Raw genomic sequence first — 20,731 nt, forward strand, 5'->3', positions numbered from 1 at the left:
CGAGGGTGGTGCCGGTGCCGTGGGCTTCGATGGCGTCGATGTCGTGGGGGGTGAGGTGGGCGTTGGTGAGGGCTTGGTGGATGACGCGCTGCTGGGCGGGCCCGTTCGGCGCGGTCAGCCCGTTGGAGGCGCCGTCTTGGTTGATGGCGCTGCCTCGGATGACCGCCAGCACGGGGTGGCCGTTGCGGTCGGCGTCGGAGAGGCGTTCTAGCAGGACGAGTCCTGCTCCTTCGCTCCAGGCGGTGCCGTCGGCGCTGGCGGAGAAGGGCTTGCAGCGTCCGTCGGGGGCCAGGGCGCGCTGGCGGCTGAACTCGACGAAGGTCGCGGGGGTCGCCATGACGGTGACGCCGCCCGCGAGGGCGAGGGTGCACTCGCCGCTCCGCAGCGCCTGCGCCGCCAGGTGGATCGCGACGAGCGACGACGAGCACGCCGTGTCGACCGTCACCGCCGGGCCCTCGAAGCCGAAGGTGTAGGAGACACGTCCGGACGCGACGCTCGCCATGCTGCCGCTGCCGACATAGCCCTCGAACTCGCCGGGCGCCGGGTTGAGCCGGGAGCCGTAGTCGTCGTACATGACGCCGGTGAAGACGCCGGTGCGGCTGCCGTGCAGCGTCCCGGGCGGGATCCCGGCCCGTTCGAGCGTCTCCCAGGCGACCTCCAGCAGGATGCGCTGCTGCGGGTCGATGGCCAGGGCCTCGCGGGGGCTGATGCCGAAGAACGCGGGGTCGAAGTCGGCGGCGTCGTGCAGGAACCCGCCTTCGCGGGAGTAGGACGTGCCGATGTGGTCCGGGTCCGGGTCGTACAGTTCGTCGACGTTCCAGCCGCGGTCGTCCGGGAAGTCGGTGATCGCGTCCACGCCGCCGGCGACCAGGCGCCACAGCTCGTCCGGGGTGGTGACGCCGCCGGGGTAACGGCAGCCCATCCCGACGATCACGATCGGGTCGTCGTCGCGCGGCGTCATGGACGCGGCGGGCGCCGGGGACGCGGCGGGCACCTCCGCCGCGCCGAACAGCTCGTCATGCAGGTGGTCGGCGAGGACGGCGGGCCGCGGATGGTCGAACAGGAGCGTGGTCGGCAGCCGGAGCCCGGTGGCGGCGTTCAGGCTGTTGCGCAGCTCGACGGCGGCGAGGGAGTCGAAGCCCAGCTCCTTGAACGCGCGCTCGGTGTCGATGGCGCCGGCGTCGTCGTGCCCGAGGACCGCCGCCGTGCTCGTCCGGACGAGGTCCAGGATCCGGGCGCGCCGCTCCGCCGCGGGCAGCCCGTCCAAGCCCGCGAACGTCGAGCCGGACCCGGCGGCGGACGGGCGGCGCCGCGCGGGCGCCCGGACGAGGCCGCGGAACAGCGGCGCGGGATCGCCCGCACGGCCGAGCGCGGCCAGGTCGAGGCGTGCGGCGACGACGGTCGCGCGGTCCGCGCCGAGGGCCGCGTCGAGGAGCGCCAGGCCGTCCTCGGCGGGCAGCGGGACGATGCCGCCGCGCGTCCAGCGCGCCTTCTCGGACTCGGCCAGCTCGGCCCCCATCCCGCCGGACCACAGGCCCCACGCGATGGAGATGGCGGGCAGGCCGAGCGCGCGGCGGTGCAGGGCCAGGGCGTCGAGGGACGCGTTGGCGGCGGCGTAGTTCGCCTGCCCCGGGCTGCCGATCGTCCCGGCGATGGACGAGAACAGGACGAACGCGGCCAGGTCCAGGTCGCGGGTGAGCCGGTGCAGGGCCCAGGCCGCGTCCGCCTTCGGGCGCAGCACGGCGTCGAGCCGGTCGCCGGTGAGGGTCTCGATCACGCCGTCGTCGAGGACCCCGGCGGCGTGCACGACGGCGGTGAGCGGGTGCGCGGCGGGCACGGCGGCGAGCAGGCCGGCGAGCGCGGCGGGGTCGGCGGCGTCGCACGCGGCGATCGTCACCTCGGCACCCCGCTCCGCCAGTTCGGCCGCCAGGTCCGCGGCGCCGTCCGCGTCCCGGCCGCGGCGGCTCGCCAGCAGCAGCCGGCGGACGCCGTGCGCGGCGACGAGGTGGCGGGCCACGAGGCCGCCGAGGCCGCCGGTCCCGCCGGTGATGAGGACGGTCCCGTCCGGGTCCAGCGCCGGGCCGCCGTCGCCGGGCGCCGTCCGCCTGGCCAGGCGGGGGACGTGCGCCCGTCCGGCGCGCAGCGCGAGCTGCGGCTCGTCCTGGGACGCGGCCGCCGCGAGCGCGCGGTGCGAGGCGGGGTCGCCGTCGACGTCCACCAGGACGATCCGGTCCGGGTGCTCGGTCTGCGCCGACCGCAGCAGCCCCCACGCGGCGGCGCCCGCCGGGTCGCCGGGCCCTTCGCCGCGGCCTTCGCCGTGCGGCCCGGCCGCGCCGCGCGTGACGACGACCAGCCGGGACGCGGCGAAGCGGTCGTCGCCGAGCCAGTCCTGCGCCAGGCCGAGCGCCCAGTGCGCGGCGTCGCGGGCCGCCCCCGCCGGATCGACGTCGGACGTGCCGCCGGCCGGCAGTGTCATGACGACGGTGGCGGGGACCGTGCCGCCTTCCGCGAGAGCGGCGCGCAGGGAATCCAGGTCGGGATGGGTCTCGGTGGCGGGGGCGTCCGCCTCGTCGGGCGCGCCGCCCAGGTCGGCGTCGATCGCCGTCCACTCCACCTCGAACAGCGATTCGCGGGCGGCCGCGCCGCCGGCCGCCGCCAGCCGTTCCGCCGAGGCCGGAAGCAGCGCCAGCTCGGCGACGGAGATCATCGGCCTGCCCGCGGCGTCGGTCATCGTCACCGACACCGTGTCCGGGCCGGTGCGGGCGACCCGCGCCCGCGCTGGCCGCTCCGCTCCCGGACGGTCGCCGCCCGTGCCGTGCAGGCGGACGCCCGACCAGGAGAACGGCAGGCGGAGCGAGGCCGTCCCGTCCGCGTCCAGGACCGCGTGCAGGACGCCGTCGAACAGCGCCGGGTGGACGTTGAACCGGCCCGCGTCGGCGTGCGGCCCGTCCGGAAGCGCCACGTCGGCGAACACCTCGTCACCCAGCCGCCAGGCCGAGGACAGGCAGCGGAAGGCGGGCCCGTAGCCGAAGCCCCGGGCGGCGAGACGCTCGTAGACGCCGTCCGGGTCGACGTGCTCGGCGTCGGCGGGCGGCCAAGAACCGAGCCCGGCCTGCGGGTCGTCCGCGGTGTCCGCGGCGGCCTGGCTCAGGGAGCCGGTGGCGTGGAGGGTCCACGGCGGGGCGTCGCCGTCCCCGGGCGCCGGGCGCGAGTGGACGCTGAACTCGTGCCGTCCGGACGCCGACTCGGTGACCATGAGCTGCACGTCCGCCCCGGCACGGTCGGGGACGGGCAGCGGCGCCCGCAGCACGAGCTCGTCGATCCGGTCGCAGCCGAGAAGCCGTCCCGCCTCAAGCGCCAGCTCGACGATCGCCGTGCCGGGCAGCAGGACGGCGCCCGCGATGGCGTGGTCGGCGAGCCAGGGGTGCGTGCGCGTGGAGATCCGTCCGGTGCGGACCGTGCGGCCGTCCGCCAGGGACACGGCCGGGCCGAGCAGCGGGTGATCGCCGGACGCGGCGCCCGCCGGGGCGGCGGCGAGCCAGTAGCGCCGCCGCTCGAACGGGTACGTCGGCACCTCCACGGGGCGGGCCGGACGGCGGGCCGCGGGCGGGAAGAGAGGCGTCCAGTCGACCGGGACGCCCGCGAGGTGCAGGCTCGTCAGCGCGCCGGTCAGTGTGCGGGGTTCGGGCCGTCCGCGCCGCATCGCCGCGACGGCGGTGGCGCCGGGCAGGGCGGACTGGGCGAGCGCGGTCAGCACCGCGTCCGGTCCGAGTTCGAGGTAGGCGGTGACGCCCTCGTCGCGGAGGGCGCCGAGCCCCGCGCCGAACCGGACGGCCTCGCGCACGTGCCGCACCCAGTAGCCGGGGGTCGCGATCTCCGGGCCCGCGACGGCGCCGGTCAGGTTGGACACGATCGGGACGTCCGGCTCCCGGAACGCGACGCTCTCGGCGGCCTCGCGGAACTCGTCCAGGATCGCGTCCATGTGGGGGGAGTGGAAGGCACGGCCGACGCGCAGCCTGCGCGTCTTGACGCCCCGCCGTTCGAATTCCCGTCCGATCCGCTCGACGCCTTCGGCGTCGCCGGAGACGACGGTGGCGCGCGGGCCGTTGACCGCCGCGACCGACGTCCCTTCGTCGAGGAGCGGCAGGACGTCCTGCTCCGCCGCCTCGACCGCCAGCATCGCTCCGCCGGGTCGGGTCTGTTGCATGAGGCGGGCGCGGGTGGTGATGAGGGTGGCGGCGTCGGTGAGGGTGAGGGTTCCGGCGAGGCGTGCGGCGGTGAGTTCGCCGAGGGAGTGTCCGAGGAGGTAGTCGGGTTTGACGCCGAACGTTTCGAGCAGGTGGTGGAGCGCCGTTTGCAGGGCGAACAGACCCGTCTGCGTGAAGAGGGTCTGGTCGAGCAGGTCCTCCTGGGACGTGTCGGCTTCCGCGAAAAGCACCGGCTTGAGCGGGTGGGGGAGGTGGGGGTCGAGGTGTTCGCAGACGTGGTCGAGGGCGTGGGCGAAGGCGGGGTGGGTGTCGTAGAGCTCGCGGCCCATTCCGGCGCGTTGGGCTCCTTGGCCGGTGAGCAGGTAGGCGAGTTTGCCGGGTTGTGGGACGTGGGTGGGGGTGGTGTGGCCGTCGGCGAGTGCGCGGAGCCCGGTGAGAAGTTCCGCGCGGGTCTCACCGGTCACGGCGGCGCGATGCTCGAACGTGGACCGGGCCGTGGCGAGGGTGGCGGCGACGGCGGCGGTGTCCAGCTCGGGATCGGCCGCGAGCGCGTCACCGATCCGCCCGGCCTGAGCACGCACCGCCGCCGGGGTTTTGGCGGTGATGAGGAGTGGGGTCGGGGTGGTGGCCGTGGTGGTTGGGGTGGGGGGTGTGGGGGTGTGTTCGATGATGATGTGGGCGTTGGTGCCGGAGATGCCGAAGGAGGAGATGGCGGCGCGGCGAGGGTGGTGTGGGTGGTGGGTGTGGGGCCAGGGGGTGGGTTGGGTGAGGAGGGTGAGGGTGCCGGTGGTCCAGTCGATGTGGGGTGAGGGTTGGTCGGCGTGCAGGGTGGGTGGTAGGTGGCCGTGGTGCATGGCTTGGATCATTTTGATGATGCCGCCGACGCCGGCGGCGGCTTGGGTGTGGCCGATGTTGGATTTGAGGGAGCCGAGGTAGAGGGGTTGGTGGATGGGGCGGTGTTTGCCGTAGGTGTTGAGGAGGGCGTGGGCTTCGATGGGGTCGCCGAGGGTGGTGCCGGTGCCGTGGGCTTCGATGGCGTCGATGTCGTGGGGGGTGAGGTGGGCGTTGGTGAGGGCTTGGTGGATGACGCGCTGCTGGGCGGGCCCGTTCGGCGCGGTCAGCCCGTTGGACGCGCCGTCTTGATTGATGGCGCTGCCCCGGATGACCGCCAGCACGGGGTGGCCGTTGCGCTCGGCGTCAGAGAGGCGCTCTAGCAGGACGAGTCCGGCTCCCTCGCTCCAGGCGGTGCCGTCTGCACTGGCGGAGAAGGGTTTGCAGCGCCCGTCGGGGGCCAGGCCGCGTTGCCGGCTGAACTCCACGAACATGCCCGGGGTCGCCATCACCGTGACGCCGCCCGCCAGCGCCATCGAGCAGTCGCCGTTGCGGACCGCCTGGGCGGCCTGGTGGATCGCGACGAGCGAGGACGAGCACGCCGTGTCCACGGTCAGCGCCGGGCCCTCCAGCCCGAGCACGAACGCGATGCGCCCGGACGCGACGCTCGCCGTGTTGCCGGTGAGCAGGTAGCCGCCGCCCTCGGACGGCTCGTGCAGGCGCGGCCCGTACTCCTGGGACGTCGCCCCGACGAACACGCCGGTCCGGGTCCCGTTCAGCGTCAGCGGGTCGATGCCCGCCCGCTCCAGCGTCTCCCAGGCGACCTCCAGCAGGACCCGCTGCTGCGGGTCCATCGCCGCCGCCTCCCGGGGGCCGATGCCGAAGAACGCGGCGTCGAACCGGTCGGCGCCGTCGAGGAAACCGCCGCGCCGGACGTAGCTCTTCCCGGGGACGCCGGGCTCGGGCGCGTACAGGTCGTCGAGGTTCCAGCCGCGATCGTCCGGGAACTCCGTGATCGCGTCCACGCCGCCGGCGACCAGGCGCCACAGCTCGTCCGGGGTGGTGACGCCGCCGGGGTAGCGGCAGCCCATCCCGACGATCGCGATCGGCTCGTCGGCGCTCATGGCGGCGGGCGCCGCGACGGGTCCCGCGTCCGCGCCGAGCCGGTCGCGGAGGTGCTCGGCGAGCTTCGCCGGGGTGGGATGGTCGTAGACGGCCGTGGCGGGCAGCGGCAGCCCGGTGACCTCGGCCAGGCGCTCCCCGAGTTCGACGGCGAGCGCGGAGTCCACGCCGAGGTCCTTGAAGGTGTGCCCGGCGCCCACCGCGCCGGCGGCGGCGTGGCCGAGGACGTCGGCCGCGTGCGTCCGGACGAGGTCGAGCATCGCCTGCCGTTCCTCGGCATCGGACGGGTCCGGGGTCCACTCCGCGCCGGAGACGCCGACGACGCCGTCCGCGCGTTCGCCGGGCCAGTGCCGTTCGCGCTGGAAGGCGTACGTGGGCAGCGCGACGCGCCGGGCCCGCCGTCCCGCAGACACTGCAGGCCAGGTGACCGGGACCCCGCGGACGTGCAGCGCGGCCACCGTCTCCAGCAGCGCGCGCCAGGACTCTTCGCCGTGGCGCAGGGAACCCACCACGAGGGCGTCGTGCTCGTCCGCGACGCCGTCGAGCGCCTGCCGGACGATCGCGTCCAGGACGGGACGCGGGCTCACCTCGACGAACGTCCGGTGACCGTCGCGGGCCAGGTCCCGCACCGCCGCCTCGAATGGGACGGGCGCGGACGGCGCGTCGCCGCCCGTCGCCACGAGCCGGGCGGCGTCGTCGAGCGTCAGCGTGCCCGCGGCGCACCCGGCGGCGATCCGGCCCCGGCCGTGCCCGAGGACGGCGTCCGCCCGCACGCCCAGCGACTCCAGCACCCGGGCCAGCGCGACCGTGACGGCGAACAGGACCGGCTCGGCGACGGCGTCGTCGTCCGGCGACGGCGCTCCGGGGACGCCGTTCAAAACGTCCAGCAGCGACCAGCCCGTGTGGACCTCCAGCGCGGCGGCGCACGCCTCGATCCGCTCCCGGAACGCGTCCGACGAAGCGAGCAGGTCACGCGCCGTCCCGTCCCGCCAGGCAACGTCTTCGACGCTGGGGAAGAGCAGCGCGACCTTCTCGTGGTCGTCGGCCGTGCCGCGCACCACGTTGGCGGAGTCGGCGCCGGTCGCGATCGCGTCCAGCGCGGCCAGGAGTTCCTCGCGGCCGGCGCCTAGCGCGACGGCGCGATGCTCGAAGTGGGTGCGTCCGGCGGCCAGCGTCCAGCCGACGTCGCCCAGGTCGTCGGCGTCGGCGGGCCCGTCGAGCAGATGCGCCCTGAGCCGCCCGGCCTGGGCGCGCAGCGCAGCCTCGGTCCGTCCGGACACCGGCCACGCGGCGACCGCGCCGGGCTCGCCCAGCCCCGTCGCGGAGCCGGCCGGGGGCGGCGACGGCGGCGGGTCGCCGAGCACGACATGGCAGTTGGTGCCGCCCATGCCGAACGAGCTGACCCCGGCCAGCAGCGGCTCGTCCGGACGCGGCCACGGACCGGTCTCGCGCTGCACCCGCAGCCCGAGCGCGTCCAGGTCGATGCGCGGGTTCGGCGTCGCGAAGTTGAGGCTGGCGGGGAGTTCCCGGTGCCGGATGCTCAGCACCGCCTTGATCAGCCCGGCGACGCCCGAGGCCGCCTCCAGGTGGCCCACGTTCGTCTTGGCCGAGCCGACGGCGACGGCCGGGCGGTCCGCGGCGTCGCCGAGCGCGCTGCCGAGACCGGCCGCCTCCAGCGGATCGCCGACCGGGGTGCCGGTGCCGTGCAGCTCGACGTACTGGAGCGCGGCCGGGCCGACGCTGGCGCGGCGGCACGCCAGCCGGATCGCGCGCGCCTGGGCCGCCGGGCTCGGCACGGTCAGCCCCTCGGTCGCGCCGTCGTTGTTGACTGCGCTGCCGAGGATCACGCCGTGGACGTCGTCGCCGTCCGCCACGGCACGGGCCAGCGTCTTGAGGACGACCACGCCGCCGCCCTCGCCGCGGACGTACCCGTTGGCGCGGGCGTCGAAGGTGAAGCACCGGCCGTCGGGCGACAGCCCGCCGAACTCGGCCACCGTCACCGCGCCGCCGGGGACCAGGTTCAGGTTGACGCCGCCCGCGAGCGCGAGGTCCGACTCGCCGCTCCGCAGGCTCTCGGCCGCCAGATGCACCGCCACCAGCGCCGACGCCTGCGCGGAGTCCACCGTGAGGCTGGGCCCGCGCAGCCCGAGCGTGTAGGAGACGCGGTTGGCGATGATGCCGCGCTGCGTGCCGGTGAGGGTGTGCGCGGTCACCGACTCCGGGTCCTGGACGAGCGCCGCGAAGTCGTTCGACATCGCGCCGACGAACACGCCGGTCCCGCTGCCGGCGAGCGTGGCGGGGACGATGCCCGCGTCCTCCAGCGCCTCCCAGGCGAGCTCCAGCGTCAGCCGCTGCTGCGGGTCAGTCGCGGCGGCCTCGCGCGGCGAGATCCCGAAGAAGCCGGCGTCGAACCCCGCGACGTCATCGAGGAACCCGCCGTACCGGACGCCGGGCCGTGCCCGCTCCTCGGGGGCCGCGTCCCAGCGGTCCGCCGGAACCTCGGTGACGGCGTCGGCGCCCGCGCGGAGCAGCCGCCAGTACGCGCCCGGATCGGGCGCCCCGGGGAGCCGGCACGCCATGCCGATGATCGCGATCGCCTCGTGCTCCGCCGCGGGAACGGTGGACGGGGCACGGCCGGAATGACTCGTCATGGCGCCGCGCGCCTCCCTCACTGTGAACGGACCTGGCTGTGACCTGTGATCTGGAGTGCGTCTGCGTCAGGAGTGCGCCGACAGGACGTCGGCGAGCCGGGCGAGCGTCTCCTGCGGGCGCGCGGTCAGGTAGAAGTGGCCGCCCTCGAAGACCTGAATGTCGAACGGGCCGGTCGTGTGCTCGCGCCATGCCCGCGCCTCGTCGAGCGTCACGTGCGGGTCGTCGTCGCCGACGAACACGGTGACGGGGCAGCCGAGCGGCGGGCCCGGCGGGCAGACGTAGGTCTCGATCGCCTCGTAGTCGCCGCGGACGGCCGGCAGGAACATGCGGATCAGTTCCTCGTCCTCCAGCAGTGCGCCGCCGGTGCCGTTCAGCCGCTTCAGCTCCGCGATCAGGCCGTCGTCGTCCCGCAGGTGGACGCTCTCCGCGCGCCGCCTGGACGGTGCGCGCCGCCCGGAGGCGACCAGCGCCGCCGGGGAGCGGCCGTCCTCCCGCTCCATCCGGCGCGCCACCTCGAACGCGACGATCGCGCCCATGCTGTGGCCGAAGAAGTGGACGGGACGGTCGTCGAGCCGGGGGCGCAGCGCGTCGAAGACCTGGTCCGCGAGCGTCCCGATGTCGGTGATCGGGTCCTCGGCGCGCCGGTCCTGGCGGCCCGGGTACTGGACGGCCAGCACCTCCGTCCGCGGCCGCAGCGCCGCCGAGACGGGGAAGTAGAAGCTCGCCGCACCGCCGGCGTGCGGGAAGCACACCAGCCGCGCCGCCGCGCCGGAGTCTTCGTGGAACCGCCGGACCCACGTGTCGCCGACCGTGCTCGAATGCGCCATCGTCGTCATCTTCTCCCGTTCTTCTCCCGCGAATGAAAGGAGGGTGGCATCGGATCATCATGCCGCCGGGCGGTATTCCGCCCAACCCCTAAGCTCCCCTAAGAGAATCCACGGGGTTGAATTCGCGGGCGCCGCCGGGTGACCTTGGAATCGGCTGGATACGCCTTGGCCCGAAGTTCCCCGGCCAAAGTGACCGTCGAGGAGAGGTTGTATGACCATAGTTGCGGACGCGGATTCGGCAGGCGTGCACGGCGCCCCGGACATCGCCGGGGCCGCGGCGGCGGAACGGCCTCTCGATATGCGGTCGAGCGTCGCCGAGTTGCACGGCGTCAAGGACGCCGCCGCGCAGGGCCCCTCGCCCGAGTCGACCGAGCGGCAGCACGCCCGCGGGAAGCTGACCGTCCGCGAGCGCCTGGAGCGGCTCTTCGACCCCGGCAGTTTCCGCGAGATCGAGCAGCTTCGCCGGCACCGCTCCAGCGGGTTCGGGCTGGAGGCCAGGCGCCCCCCGACCGACGGCGTGGTGACCGGGTGGGGGCGGGTCATGGGCCGCACCGTGTTCGCCTACGCGCACGACTTCCGGATCTTCGGCGGATCGCTCGGCGAGGCGCACGCGGAGAAGATCCACAAGGTGATGGACCTGGCCGAGTCGGCCGGCGCGCCGCTGGTCGGCCTCAACGACGGCGCGGGCGCCCGCATCCAGGAGGGCGTCACGGCGCTCGCCGGATACGGCGGGATCTTCCGCCGGATCGTCCGGTCTTCGGGCGTGATTCCGCAGATCAGCGTGATCCTCGGGCCGTGCGCCGGCGGGGCGACCTACGCGCCGGCGCTCACCGACTTCGTGTTCATGGTCCGGGACACCTCGCAGATGTACATCACCGGACCGGACGTGGTGAAGGCGGTGACCGGCGAGGCGGTGTCCCATGACGGGCTCGGCGGCGCCGACGTGCACGGGTCGGTGTCGGGCGCCGCGACGATCGTCTGCGACGACGAGGAGGAGTGCCTGGAGGAGGTCCGGTACCTGCTGTCGCTGCTGCCGTCCAACAACCGCGAGCTGCCGCCCCCCGGACCGGCGGACGACCCGCCGGACCGCCGGACCGAGGCGCTGCTCGACCTCGTCCCGCCGGACCCGAAACGGTCCTACGACATGCGCGCGGTGATCGAGGAGATCGTCGACCACGGCGAGTTCTTCGAGCTGCATTCCCGGTGGGCCGCCAACGTCGTCTGCGCCCTGGCCCGGGTCGGCGGCCAGGTCACCGGGATCGTCGCCAACCAGCCGTCGGCGATGGCCGGGGTATTGGACATCCACGCGTCGGAAAAGGCCGCGCGATTCGTGCAGACGTGTGATGCCTTCAACATTCCGTTGGTCACGCTGGTCGATGTCCCGGGGTTCCTCCCGGGCAAGGAGCAGGAGCACGGCGGAATTATCAGGCACGGCGCGAAACTGTTGTACGCGTATTGCAACGCGACCGTTCCGCGCGTTCAGGTGATTCTCCGCAAGGCCTATGGCGGGGCGTACATCGTGATGGACTCCCGGTCGATCGGCGCCGACCTGTCGTTCGCGTGGCCGACCAACGAGATCGCGGTCATGGGCGCCGAGGGCGCCGCGAACGTCGTGTTCCGGCGGGAGATCGCCGCCGCGCCCGACCCCGACGAGGCCAGGGCGCAGCGCATCAAGGAGTACAGGCAGGAGCTCATGCACCCCTACCACGCCGCCGAGCGGGGGCTGGTCGACGACGTCATCGACCCGGCCGACACGCGTGCCGTCCTCGTCGACGCGCTGGCGATGCTGCGCGGCAAGGAGGCGCGGCTGCCGTCCCGCAAGCACGGCAACCTCCCGATGTGACGGCCGGCATGGAGACGGCGAGGAACCCGGTCCTGCGTGTGGTGCGCGGAGAACCCGGCGACGAGGAGATCGCGGCGGTCGTGGTGGCGCTGCTGGCCGTGGCGGGCAGGCGACGCGCCGCCGACGCCGACGCCGCGGAACCGTTACGGGCGCGGCCCGCGCCGGTCTGGTCGCCGCGCCCGTACCGTTCGCCGCGTGCCTGGACCTCCCGCTGACCGGCCATCGCACGGACCGTCCACACGTGAGGAAACTCCCCATGTCCGGGAACACGCCCGCGGACCCGACCCTTCTGCGGTTCCGGCCGAGCACGCGGAGCAGAGCGCTCATGGTGTGCCTGCCGGACGCGGACCGTCCGGCCGGGTACTTCGGCGCGTTCGCCGAGGCGCTGGCGCCGTCGATCGAGGTCCTCGCCGTCCAGTACCCGGACCGGTGGGTCCGGCCCTGGGCGCCGGTGCGCGAGGGCCTGCGGGAGCGGGCCGCCCCCCTCGTGGACGAGGTCCGCGGCCGGACCGACCGCCCCGTCCTGCTCTTCGGGCACGGCACGGGCGCCGTGCTGGGCTTCGAGATGGCGGTCAGGCTGGAGCGGGAGCACGGCATCGACCCGATGGCGCTGGTCGCCTCCGGCTGCCCCGCGCCGTGCCGCCTCGGAGGCGGCGCGGACGGCGTCCCGCCCGCCCCCGGCGCGGACGCGGGCTGCGACTGCGACGAGCGCGTCCGGGTGCGGGTCCCGATCTTCGCGCTGGGCGGCGAGGACGACGCGCGCGCGGACGTGAGCGACGTCCTCGTGTGGCGGGAGCACACCGAGCGGGAGTTCCAGATCAAGATGCTTCCGGGCGGCGCGCTGTTCCTGGAGGACAACCTCGCGGACGTGGTCACCAGCGTGACCGGCTTCCTGCAGCGGGTGCTCGGCGCCGAGGTCATCGACATCAGCCGCCGTCGCCGCCGCGCGGACTCCTGATCGCCCCCGGTCCCGCGCACGGGCCGCAGGTGGGGCGGAAACGGAAACCGTCCGCCCCCTGGGAGACACGGGCCGGAGGGCCCGCGCCCCTGGAGGCGGACGGTTCAAAGAGAGCCGAACAAACGGATCAGGACACGGCCTTGGAACTGCTGTCGAGGTGGATCCTGGTCAGCAGCTGCTCCCGGTTCCTGATGTCCATCTTGCGGTAGACCCGCGTCAGGTGCTGCTCCACCGTGCTGACGGTGATGAAGAGCTTGTCTGCGATCTCCCGGTTGGTGTAGCCCTGCGCCGCCAGCACCGCGACGCGACGCTCGGAGTCGCTCAGCCGAGCGAACGTCGTGTAGTCGGTGTCGGCGCCGCCACCGCCGGGCTCCCCCGCACCCGCGCCGCCCGGGGAGTAGGTCGGCAGCAGCGTCTGGCACATCGCCTCCGCGTGGCAGCTCTTGGCGATCCGCCAGGCCCGCCGCGCGATCGTCCTGGCCTTGGCCTTCTCCCCGAGCGACTGGTAGGCGTCGCTCAGGTCGGCCAGGACGCAGGCCGCCTCGTACCAGGAGCCGTTGCTCTCCAGCAGGTGCAGCGCGTCCTGCAGGATGGTGGGCCGCTTCGCTGGCGCCCGCACCGACGCCAGGCCGCGCAGCACCATCCCGCGTGAGCGGGGGAGCGCCGGGTCCGTCCGCGAGAGCTGCTCGTCGATGAGCTGTGCCGCCTGCGGCCGGTCGCCGAGCTCCAGCCACGCCTCGGCGGCGCCGAGCCGCCACGGCGCGAGCGCGGGCGTGTCGATGTCCCAGTGGCGCATGAGCTTGCCGCACTCCAGGAAGTCCGACAGGGCCATGTAGTTGTTGGCGGTCGCGAGATGGTGGCGGCCGCGCGCGTACAGGTAGTGCAGCCCGGCACGGCTGAGGAACAGCGCCGGCGGCGCCTCCAGGGCCGCGTAGCGCGCCGCCGCCTGGTGGTCGCCCCGCGCGGTGTGCGCCTCGATCAGCGTGGCGAGGGCCATCGCCCCGCCGATGTTCCACTTGTGCTCGACCAGGGCGCCGAACGCCGCCTCGCCGTGCTCGACCGCGTCGGTGAGCCGTCCCCGGCGGAGCGCCACCACCGCGGTGAGCGCCTCGGCGGCCGCGCGCCAGGCGGGCACGTCGTGCTCCTCGACCTCCGCCATCAGGCGCTCGCACCAGTCCGAGGCCGCCTCCAGCCGGTCGGCGTACACCAGCGCCATCAGCGCCGGAGGGAACGCCTTGACGACCCAGGACGGCCGTATCCGGCCGCTCTGCAGCACCTGCTCGGCGAGCGCCACCGCGTACTCGTCGGCGCCCCGCTCCAGCACCAGCGCCAGAGCGTGCGCGGCCCGCACCTCCGACGGCGCCGTCACCGAGACGGCGGCGGCCGGGAGCGGCCGGGCCGTCCGGTCCAGCGCGCCGGGGAACTCCGTGGCGAGGAACAGCCGGGTGCCGCGCAGCTCGGCCTCCAGCACGGCGTCCTTCCCGTCCTGCCCGTCCTGGACGTTGAGGTGGTCGACGGCCTCCAGCGCGTCGTCGACGTCGAGGCCGAACAGCATGCCCCGGACCGCCTGGAGGGCGTCGGCGCCGGTCAGCGTCCCGTCGAGGATCGGGCCCTTGAGGGCGAGGAAGTGCCGGTCGGACGTGGCGGGCCTGAGCTGCCACTGGACGCCGGCGAACTCCGACCGGACGGACATCCGCCGGGCCTCGTCCGCGCAGCACTCGCCGGCCAGCTCCAGGTACCGCAGCGCCCGTGCGACGTCGTTGTCGGTGAGGGCCTGCCGCGCGCCGGCGCGCAGGACCGCGGGCACCCAGTCCTCCCGCAGCGGGCCCGCGTCCAGCAGGAGCGGGGCGACCGTGTGCGGAGGGGCCCCGTCCTCGTGCAGGAGACGGGCCGTCCAGTGCCGCAGCGCGGCGCCCTCGCCGAGCGGGATCTCCTGGAGGATCGACTGCTGGATGGCCCGGTGCCGGAACCTCGTCCGGTGCAGCACCCCGATCGTCGTCAGCGCCCGGACGAACCGCTCGACGAGCTCGGCGTCGATGCCGCTCAGCCGGCTCAGCAGCAGGGTGCTGGCCGAGCCGTCCACCAGCGCGATGCTGCGGGCCAGCCGGACGGCCCCCGGGCCCAGCCGGTGCATGCAGGCGAGGACCGCCTGGTGGAAGGTGTGCCCGGTGGGCAGCTCGCCCGGCGCCGCGCCGGCCGCGCGCGGCCGGACGCCCGGCTCCGCGAAGTCGGCGCAGAACCTGTGCTCCTCGATCAGCGCCCGCGCCAGCAGCGGGTTGCCCGCGCTGAGCGAGTGGATCTCGGCGATGAGCCGGTCGGAGTGGACGCACGACTCCCGGGCCGCGGGCAGGTCCGCGATCCCGTCCGGCGAGAGCGGTTCGAGGTGGATCCGCCGCACGCTCGGCCAGTAGAGGAGGTCGTGCAGGATCGGCGGGGGCCGCTCGTCGATGAGCGCCCCGCGCGTGAAGGCCAGGGTCACCGGAGCCGAGGTCAGGCGCTCGGCGACATGGCGCAGGCACCAGAGCGAGGCGATGTCGGCGTGCTGGATGTCGTCCACGGCGATGAGCAGCCGCCGGTCCGCGGCCAGCTCGATGACCAGCCCGTGCAGCTCGCGCGCGACGGCGAGCAGCCGGCCGTGCACGGTCGCCGGGTCCAGGTCGGGCCCCGCCCCCGAGCGCAGCCCTGGCAGATGGTCGCCGGTGAGCCGGTCCGGCTCGACGGCGTGCAGGAGCTGGCCCAGCACGCCGTAGGACCTCCTGTTCTCGTCGCGCGAGCCGACCGCCCCGAGGACCAGCCCGCCGTCCCGCTCCGCCCGCCCCATCATGGCGTTGAGCAGGGAGGTCTTCCCCATCGCGATCGACCCGCTGATCGCGGCCACGACCCCCTTTCCGTGTGCCGACTCGATCAGCAGATCGTCGAGCAGGGTGAGTGTCTCTTCTCTCTCCACCAACACCGTTGCGCTTCCCCCTTGCAAGCTACGGTATTTGCGTTTCCTTGTCGTTCGTCGCGCAGCATATTCTGGCGGCGCTATGTTGGGAACACCCCTAGACCCCTATAGGGGTTTTGTTCATGACTTTGAAATGGTTGTTTACGGAACCCGCCACCGCCCGTTCCGGGCAACCGGAAGCCATTCATGACGCGCTGTGAGGGGCCATTCTCGATGCGTGCGCGCATAGCATGATCCCGATCACGGGAAGTGGCGGCGCGTTTACAATTTCCGCACATGTGCCCAGGTCTCGCGGGCTACGGCCGAGTAGCGAGGTTGGCCGGAAACGGCCGGAAACGGCCGGACGCCAATCACGAAAGCTTCAATACCGGGCCCGGCGCACGGCGCGGCGGCGCGGACGACGGCGAACTGTCGGCAGTAATTTGAGTAATGTTCACATCATTCGCGACAGCACTGACCGGCGCCCCGTCGGACACAAAGGAATGCGAAATGCAAACGGGGTCGCGAAACTCGTCCGGCCGCTTTCTGCGGGCATGCGGACGGCGATGTGCGGGGCAGGTTGATCAGCCGGAAATGCTCGATTCCGGAGGCGGGACCGTCGCGCCGCGGCCGTCGGCGCCGCGGCTGTGACGCGCGGGCACCCGTACGGTGGAGTCGTTGGCGGAGGACACGAGATCAAGTATCGCGGCGGCCGCTTACCGATCGCTTACACGGACCCCCGGGACGGTCAGCCGCCGTCGAGCAGCGCGCCGACCTCGGCCGTCGCGCCGGCGTCGTCCAGCCGCTCGAACAGCCCGAGCGCCTCCCGCCACGCCTTGCGCGCCGCGTCCTCGTCGCCGTCGGCCCGGCACGCGTGCCCCAGCGCCCGCAACGCGCCCGCGAGGAACGACTGCCAGCCGCGCTTGCGCCACAGCGTCACCGACTCCTCAAGGCACTCCACCGCCGACGCGGGACGGCCGGACGCCAGCTCCAGCTCCCCGAGCACGTGCAGCGCGTCGGCGAGATGGTGGACCATGTCGAACCGGCGGCTGATGGACATGACCGCCTCCACGGCGGGCCGGGCCCGCTCGTCGCCCGTCGCGCTGTAGAGCTTGGCCAGATAGAGCAGGGAGAACGCCTCGGAGTACCGGTCCTGGAGGCTGTGGCAGATCTCCAGCGACCGGACGAGCAGGTCGTGCCCCTCCGTGACGCGGCCGCCGAGGCACCGCGCGACGCCCAGGAACTGCATCGCCGTCGCCTCGACCCGCGGGTTGCCGAGCAGCCGCCCCAGCTCCAGGCTCCGGGTCAGCTCGGCCGCGGCGGCGTCGACGTTCCGCACGCCGTGCGTGAGCCCCATGATGTGGTGGGCGCGGGCCTCGCCGCCGGGGTGGCCGCTCTCCTTCGCCAGATCCAGCGCGTCGCGCGCCGATTCCATCGCCCGGGCGTCCTCGCCCATCGCGAGCAGGCCCCAGCTCCGCATCACCAGCGCGTCGGAGACGCCGCGCGGCTCCCCGGCCCGCTCGAACAGCCCCACCAGCTCCTGCGAGTGCCGGAACAGGTTGACCATGGCCTCGCCCGACTGGTCGGAGGAGAGCCAGGTCTTCACCTCGATCAGCCCGCGCATCATGACGGCCTCGCCGAGGACGTTGCCCGCCCGGCGGGAGGCGTCGAGGGCCCGCTCGTTCATCCGCCGCCAGTCCGCCGCCATGCCCCGCAGATCGAGGTACTTCTCCTGGGACGCGGCGAGGTCCCAGGCGAACTCGTCCAGGCCGAGGGCGCACGCCTGGAACACGCCCGCGGCCAGCGCGTCGCGCTCGCCGTCGAACCAGGCCATCGGGTCGTCCAGCAGCTCGGCCGCGGCCGGTTCGGGCAGCGGCCAGCGCGGCGCGGTCCCGTGGATCAGCGCGTAGCACTGTCCCGGCACCCGCTCGGCGGCGCGCTCCGCGAGGGCCAGCCAGGCGCCGAGCGCCCGCCGGACGGCCGCGGTGCGGGTCAGGGCGTGGTCGTGCTCCGCCGCGAGCTCCCGCGCGTAGATCCGCACGAGGTCGTGGTACCGGTACCGGATCGCGCCGCCGGGGCCGGTGCCCGCGACGGTGAGGAGCTGGGCGTCCACCAGCGCCTCCAGATGGTGCCGGCCGACGTCCAGGGGGACGTCCAGCAGCGCCGCCGCGACCCAGTCGTTGACGTCCGGCGCCTCCAGCAGCGCCAGGTGGCGGAACAGCCGGCGCGTCGCGGCGGGGAGCCTGGCGTAGCTGAGCTCGAAGCAGGCCCGCACCGCGAGGTCGCCGACGGCCAGCTCGTCCAGCCGCCGGCGCCGGTCCCGCAGCGACGCGGCGAGCCGGGTCAGCGGCCAGTGCCGCCGGCCGGACAGCCGGGCGCCCGCGATCCGGACGGCCAGCGGCGTGTACGCGCAGAGCCGGACGATCTCGGCCGCCGCCTCCGGCTCGGCCGCGACCCGCGCCGACCCGACGATCGCGCCGAGCAGCTCCAGCGCCTGCTCGGGCGTGAGCACGTCCAGGTCGACGGGGACGGCGCCCTCCAGGCTGGTGAGCGGCACGCGGCTGGTGACGATGACGGCCGAGCCGGGGGAGCTGGGCAGCAGCGGGCGCACGTCCCGCTCGCAGAGCGCGTCGTCGAGGACGATCAGGACCCGGCGGTTCGCGAGCAGGCTCCGGCACAGCGCGGCGCGGTGCTCGGCCGAGTGCGGGACGTCCCGTCCGGCGACGCCGAGGGCCAGCAGGAACCCCTCCAGGATCCGGGCGGCGCCGACGCCGTCGCCGTTGGCGGTCCGCAGCCGGGCGTACAGGGTGCCGTCCGGGAACTCGCCCTTCATCCGGTGCGCGACGTGCAGGGCCAGCGCGCTCTTGCCCACGCCGCCCATCCCGGAGACGGTGGTCAGCGACGAGGCCCGGCGGTGGGCCAGCGCCCGCGACAGCGTCGCGACCTGCTCGGGCCTGCCGACGAAGTCGGACACGTCCGGCGGGAGCTGCGCGGGCACGGGCACGGAGGCGGCCTCGGTGCCGGTGTCCGCGGCGGCGTCCGGCATGGGCGGCCGCCCATGGTCGCGGCTCAGCGCCGACAGGTAGGCGCGGTGGACGCGTTCGCCCGGCTCGACCCCGAGCTCCTCCACCACGCGGTCGTGGAACATCCGGTAGCGGGCGAGGGCCTCGGCGGCGCGGCCGTCGTGGGCGAGCAGCTCCAGCATCCTGCCCTCGATGCCCTCGTGGAGCGGGTAGGCCTCGGCGAGCGCCGAGAGCCGGTCGATGACCCCGGTGGGCCGCCCGGCCGCCAGCGCCGCGTCGGCCAGCGCCATCGCGCTCGTCTGCACCTCGTCGTCGACCGCGCGGAACAGCGGGTCGGCGAGGTCGACCGCGTCCAGGTCCGCCAGCACCGGCCCGCGCCACAGCGCGAGGGCCGAGGTGAGCAGGCCGAGCCGTTCGGCGACGTCGCCCGCGGCGGCGGCGCGCTTCACCGAGGCGCGGAAGCGGCCGAGGTCCACCGTCCCGTCCGGGACCGTGAGCCGGTAGCCGTTGCCGTCGTGCGCGAGCGTCCAGGACGACTCCCCGGCCGGGCCGGTGCGGCGGAGCCAGCCGCGTAACCGCGACACCGCCACCTGCACCGCGCCGGGCGCGACCCGCTCGCCCTTGTCCTCCCAGACGAGGTCGATGAGCCGGGCGGCGGTGAGGGGCCGGGCCCCGGCGACGAGCAGCGCGGCGAGGATCCCGCGGAGGATCGGCGAGCGGGGCGGCGCCACCACGCCCCCGCCGCGTTCGATCCGCATCGGACCCAGGACCTCGAAGCGAACCGTCTCGCCGGCATGGTCGGGCTTCTCGTCCGCCATCGTCAACCCACGTTTTTCCGCACCCCGTCCGCGTCCCCGTGTCGCGGCTCCACCTTTGTATAACACGGCAGCGAGGTCGATCTTGGTAAAAATCATGATGTGTCGGCCTATATGGCGGTTCCGTAATCACCGTCCGAGGGGCCGCCGGCGAGCGGTCCGCGTCCGCGCCGCGGAGCTTCGCGGCACGGACATCCGCAGGCGCGCGGGCCGATCGCGGCGCGCGCGTCCGGGGCCCGGCAGACCGCCCGGCCTGTGCCGTTACGTCCGCTTCTGGTCAGCGCCGGAGGGCCGGCGCGGACCGTCCGGGGCGGCGTGCGCGGCCGGCGGCGTGACGTGAATGTCGCCGGACGGGGCGAGTCGAGCGGCCGGGCCGGGGAAGCGTCCTGGTGCGAGACCTGGCGGCGGCGGTCGGATGCGGTAACCTGTGCAGGATTGTATCGAATATTTCCTGCAGACGATGTAAGGCGGGACGATGCGGTTCGGACGGCGGCTCACCCAGTACGCGCACGGCGGCGGCTGCGCCTGCAAGATCCCGCCGGGGGAGCTGGAAGAGGTGGTGGCCGGCCTCGGCGCGGCCGCCGGCGGGGACGGCGACGCGGACGGGGACCTGCTCGTCGGGCTCGACTCCGGGGACGACGCCGCCGTCGTCCGGATCTCCGGCGACACGGCGGTGGTGGCGACGGCGGACTTCTTCACGCCCGTCGTCGACGACCCGTACGACTGGGGACGGATCGCCGCCGCCAACGCCCTGTCGGACGTGTACGCGATGGGCGGCCGCCCGCTGGTCGCGGTGAACCTGCTGGCCTGGCCGCGCGAGGTGCTGCCGTTCGAGCTGGCGCGCGAGGTGCTGCGCGGCGGGCGGGACGTCGCCGTCCTCGCCGAATGCCACCTCGGCGGCGGCCACAGCGTGGACGACCTCGAACCCAAGTACGGCATGGCGGTCACGGGCATCGCCGAGGCCGGGCGGCTGCTGCGCAACGACCGCGGGCGCGCGGGCGTCCCGCTGTCGCTCACCAAACCCCTCGGGCTCGGAGTCCTGAACAACCGCCACAAGGCCACCGGCGAGGTGTTCGAGCAGGCCGTGGCCGTCATGACCGAGCTGAACAGGGACGCCGCCGCCGCGGCGCTGAAGGCCGGCGCCGCCTGCGCGACCGATGTCACGGGGTTCGGGCTGCTGGGGCACCTGCACAAGCTGGCCCGCGCCTCCGGCGTCTCGGCGGTGATCGACGCCGGGGCCGTCCCGTACGTCGACGGCGCGCGGGAGGCGGTGCGCGACGGCTTCGTCAGCGGCGGCACCCGGCGCAACCTCGACTGGGTCGCGCCGCACACCGACTTCGGCTCCGCCGGCGAGGAGACCCGGCTGCTGCTCGCCGACGCGCAGACGTCCGGCGGGCTGCTGGTCGCCGGCGAGGTGCCGGGTGCGCCGATCGTGGGAGAGCTGGTCGCCGCGGGCGACCGCAGCCTCGTCGTCCGCTGAGCCCCGCCGCGGTTCTTCACTCGTTCACACGTGCGCTGTACGAACA

General features: G+C 74.4%; 8 protein-coding genes. 4 read left to right on the forward strand and 4 right to left on the reverse strand.

All coding sequences use genetic code 11. The annotated features are described in order from the left end of the window. Together ACH35V_RS33905 and ACH35V_RS33910 are read right to left on the reverse strand one after the other, a co-directional pair. On the reverse strand, nt 1–8,812 hold an 8,812-nt coding region (locus ACH35V_RS33905), incomplete at its 3' end, for an SDR family NAD(P)-dependent oxidoreductase (protein WP_395978872.1). A 66-nt stretch (nt 8,813–8,878) separates the two neighbouring features. After that, nucleotides 8,879–9,640, reverse strand: a complete 762-nt coding sequence (locus ACH35V_RS33910; protein WP_395978874.1) for a thioesterase II family protein — start codon at nt 9,638–9,640, stop codon at nt 8,879–8,881. Nucleotides 9,641–9,938: 298 nt separating this feature from the next. On the opposite strand from ACH35V_RS33910, the gene ACH35V_RS33915 reads away from it, so the two are divergent. The 3 genes from ACH35V_RS33915 to ACH35V_RS33925 are packed head-to-tail and all read left to right on the forward strand — an operon-like array spanning nt 9,939 to nt 12,441. Further along, nucleotides 9,939–11,483 carry an acyl-CoA carboxylase subunit beta gene (locus ACH35V_RS33915; protein WP_395979086.1) on the forward strand — a complete coding sequence of 515 codons (1,545 nt, stop codon included), beginning with the start codon at nt 9,939–9,941 and terminating at the stop codon, nt 11,481–11,483. Nucleotides 11,484–11,491: 8 nt separating this feature from the next. Then, nucleotides 11,492–11,698: an acyl-CoA carboxylase epsilon subunit gene (locus tag ACH35V_RS33920; protein WP_395978876.1), complete on the forward strand. Its 207-nt coding sequence runs from the start codon at nt 11,492–11,494 to the stop codon at nt 11,696–11,698. A 41-nt stretch (nt 11,699–11,739) separates the two neighbouring features. Next, nucleotides 11,740–12,441, forward strand: coding sequence for a thioesterase II family protein (locus ACH35V_RS33925; protein ID WP_395978878.1), 702 nt, complete (start codon nt 11,740–11,742; stop codon nt 12,439–12,441). A 127-nt stretch (nt 12,442–12,568) separates the two neighbouring features. Here the strand turns inward: ACH35V_RS33925 and ACH35V_RS33930 are convergent, their stop codons facing one another. Both ACH35V_RS33930 and ACH35V_RS33935 read right to left on the reverse strand, forming a co-directional pair. Then, nucleotides 12,569–15,388, reverse strand: a complete 2,820-nt coding sequence (locus ACH35V_RS33930) for a LuxR C-terminal-related transcriptional regulator (RefSeq protein WP_395978880.1) — start codon at nt 15,386–15,388, stop codon at nt 12,569–12,571. A gap of 727 nt (nt 15,389–16,115) precedes the next feature. Beyond that, the gene (locus ACH35V_RS33935) at nt 16,116–19,208 is read right to left on the reverse strand and encodes a BTAD domain-containing putative transcriptional regulator (protein WP_395978882.1); all 3,093 of its coding nucleotides are present in this window, start codon (nt 19,206–19,208) and stop codon (nt 16,116–16,118) included. Nucleotides 19,209–19,680: 472 nt separating this feature from the next. On the opposite strand from ACH35V_RS33935, the gene selD reads away from it, so the two are divergent. Further along, entirely contained in the window at nt 19,681–20,685 is a 1,005-nt protein-coding gene (selD, locus tag ACH35V_RS33940; RefSeq protein WP_395978884.1) for a selenide, water dikinase SelD, read from the forward strand. The last annotated feature ends 46 nt before the right edge of the window (nt 20,686–20,731 follow it).

The organism is Actinomadura sp. 1N219 (assembly GCF_044326405.1).
GTDB lineage: Bacteria > Actinomycetota > Actinomycetes > Streptosporangiales > Streptosporangiaceae > Spirillospora.

Bases quoted from the DNA above. Each gene is read 5' to 3' on its own strand.
- ACH35V_RS33910 (WP_395978874.1), bottom strand. From the start codon at position 9,640: ATGGCGCATTCGAGCACGGTCGGCGACACGTGGGTCCGGCGGTTCCAC.
- ACH35V_RS33915 (WP_395979086.1), top strand. From the start codon at position 9,939: ATGCGGTCGAGCGTCGCCGAGTTGCACGGCGTCAAGGACGCCGCCGCG.
- ACH35V_RS33920 (WP_395978876.1), top strand. From the start codon at position 11,492: ATGGAGACGGCGAGGAACCCGGTCCTGCGTGTGGTGCGCGGAGAACCC.
- ACH35V_RS33925 (WP_395978878.1), top strand. From the start codon at position 11,740: ATGTCCGGGAACACGCCCGCGGACCCGACCCTTCTGCGGTTCCGGCCG.
- ACH35V_RS33935 (WP_395978882.1), bottom strand. From the start codon at position 19,208: ATGGCGGACGAGAAGCCCGACCATGCCGGCGAGACGGTTCGCTTCGAG.
- selD (WP_395978884.1), top strand. From the start codon at position 19,681: ATGCGGTTCGGACGGCGGCTCACCCAGTACGCGCACGGCGGCGGCTGC.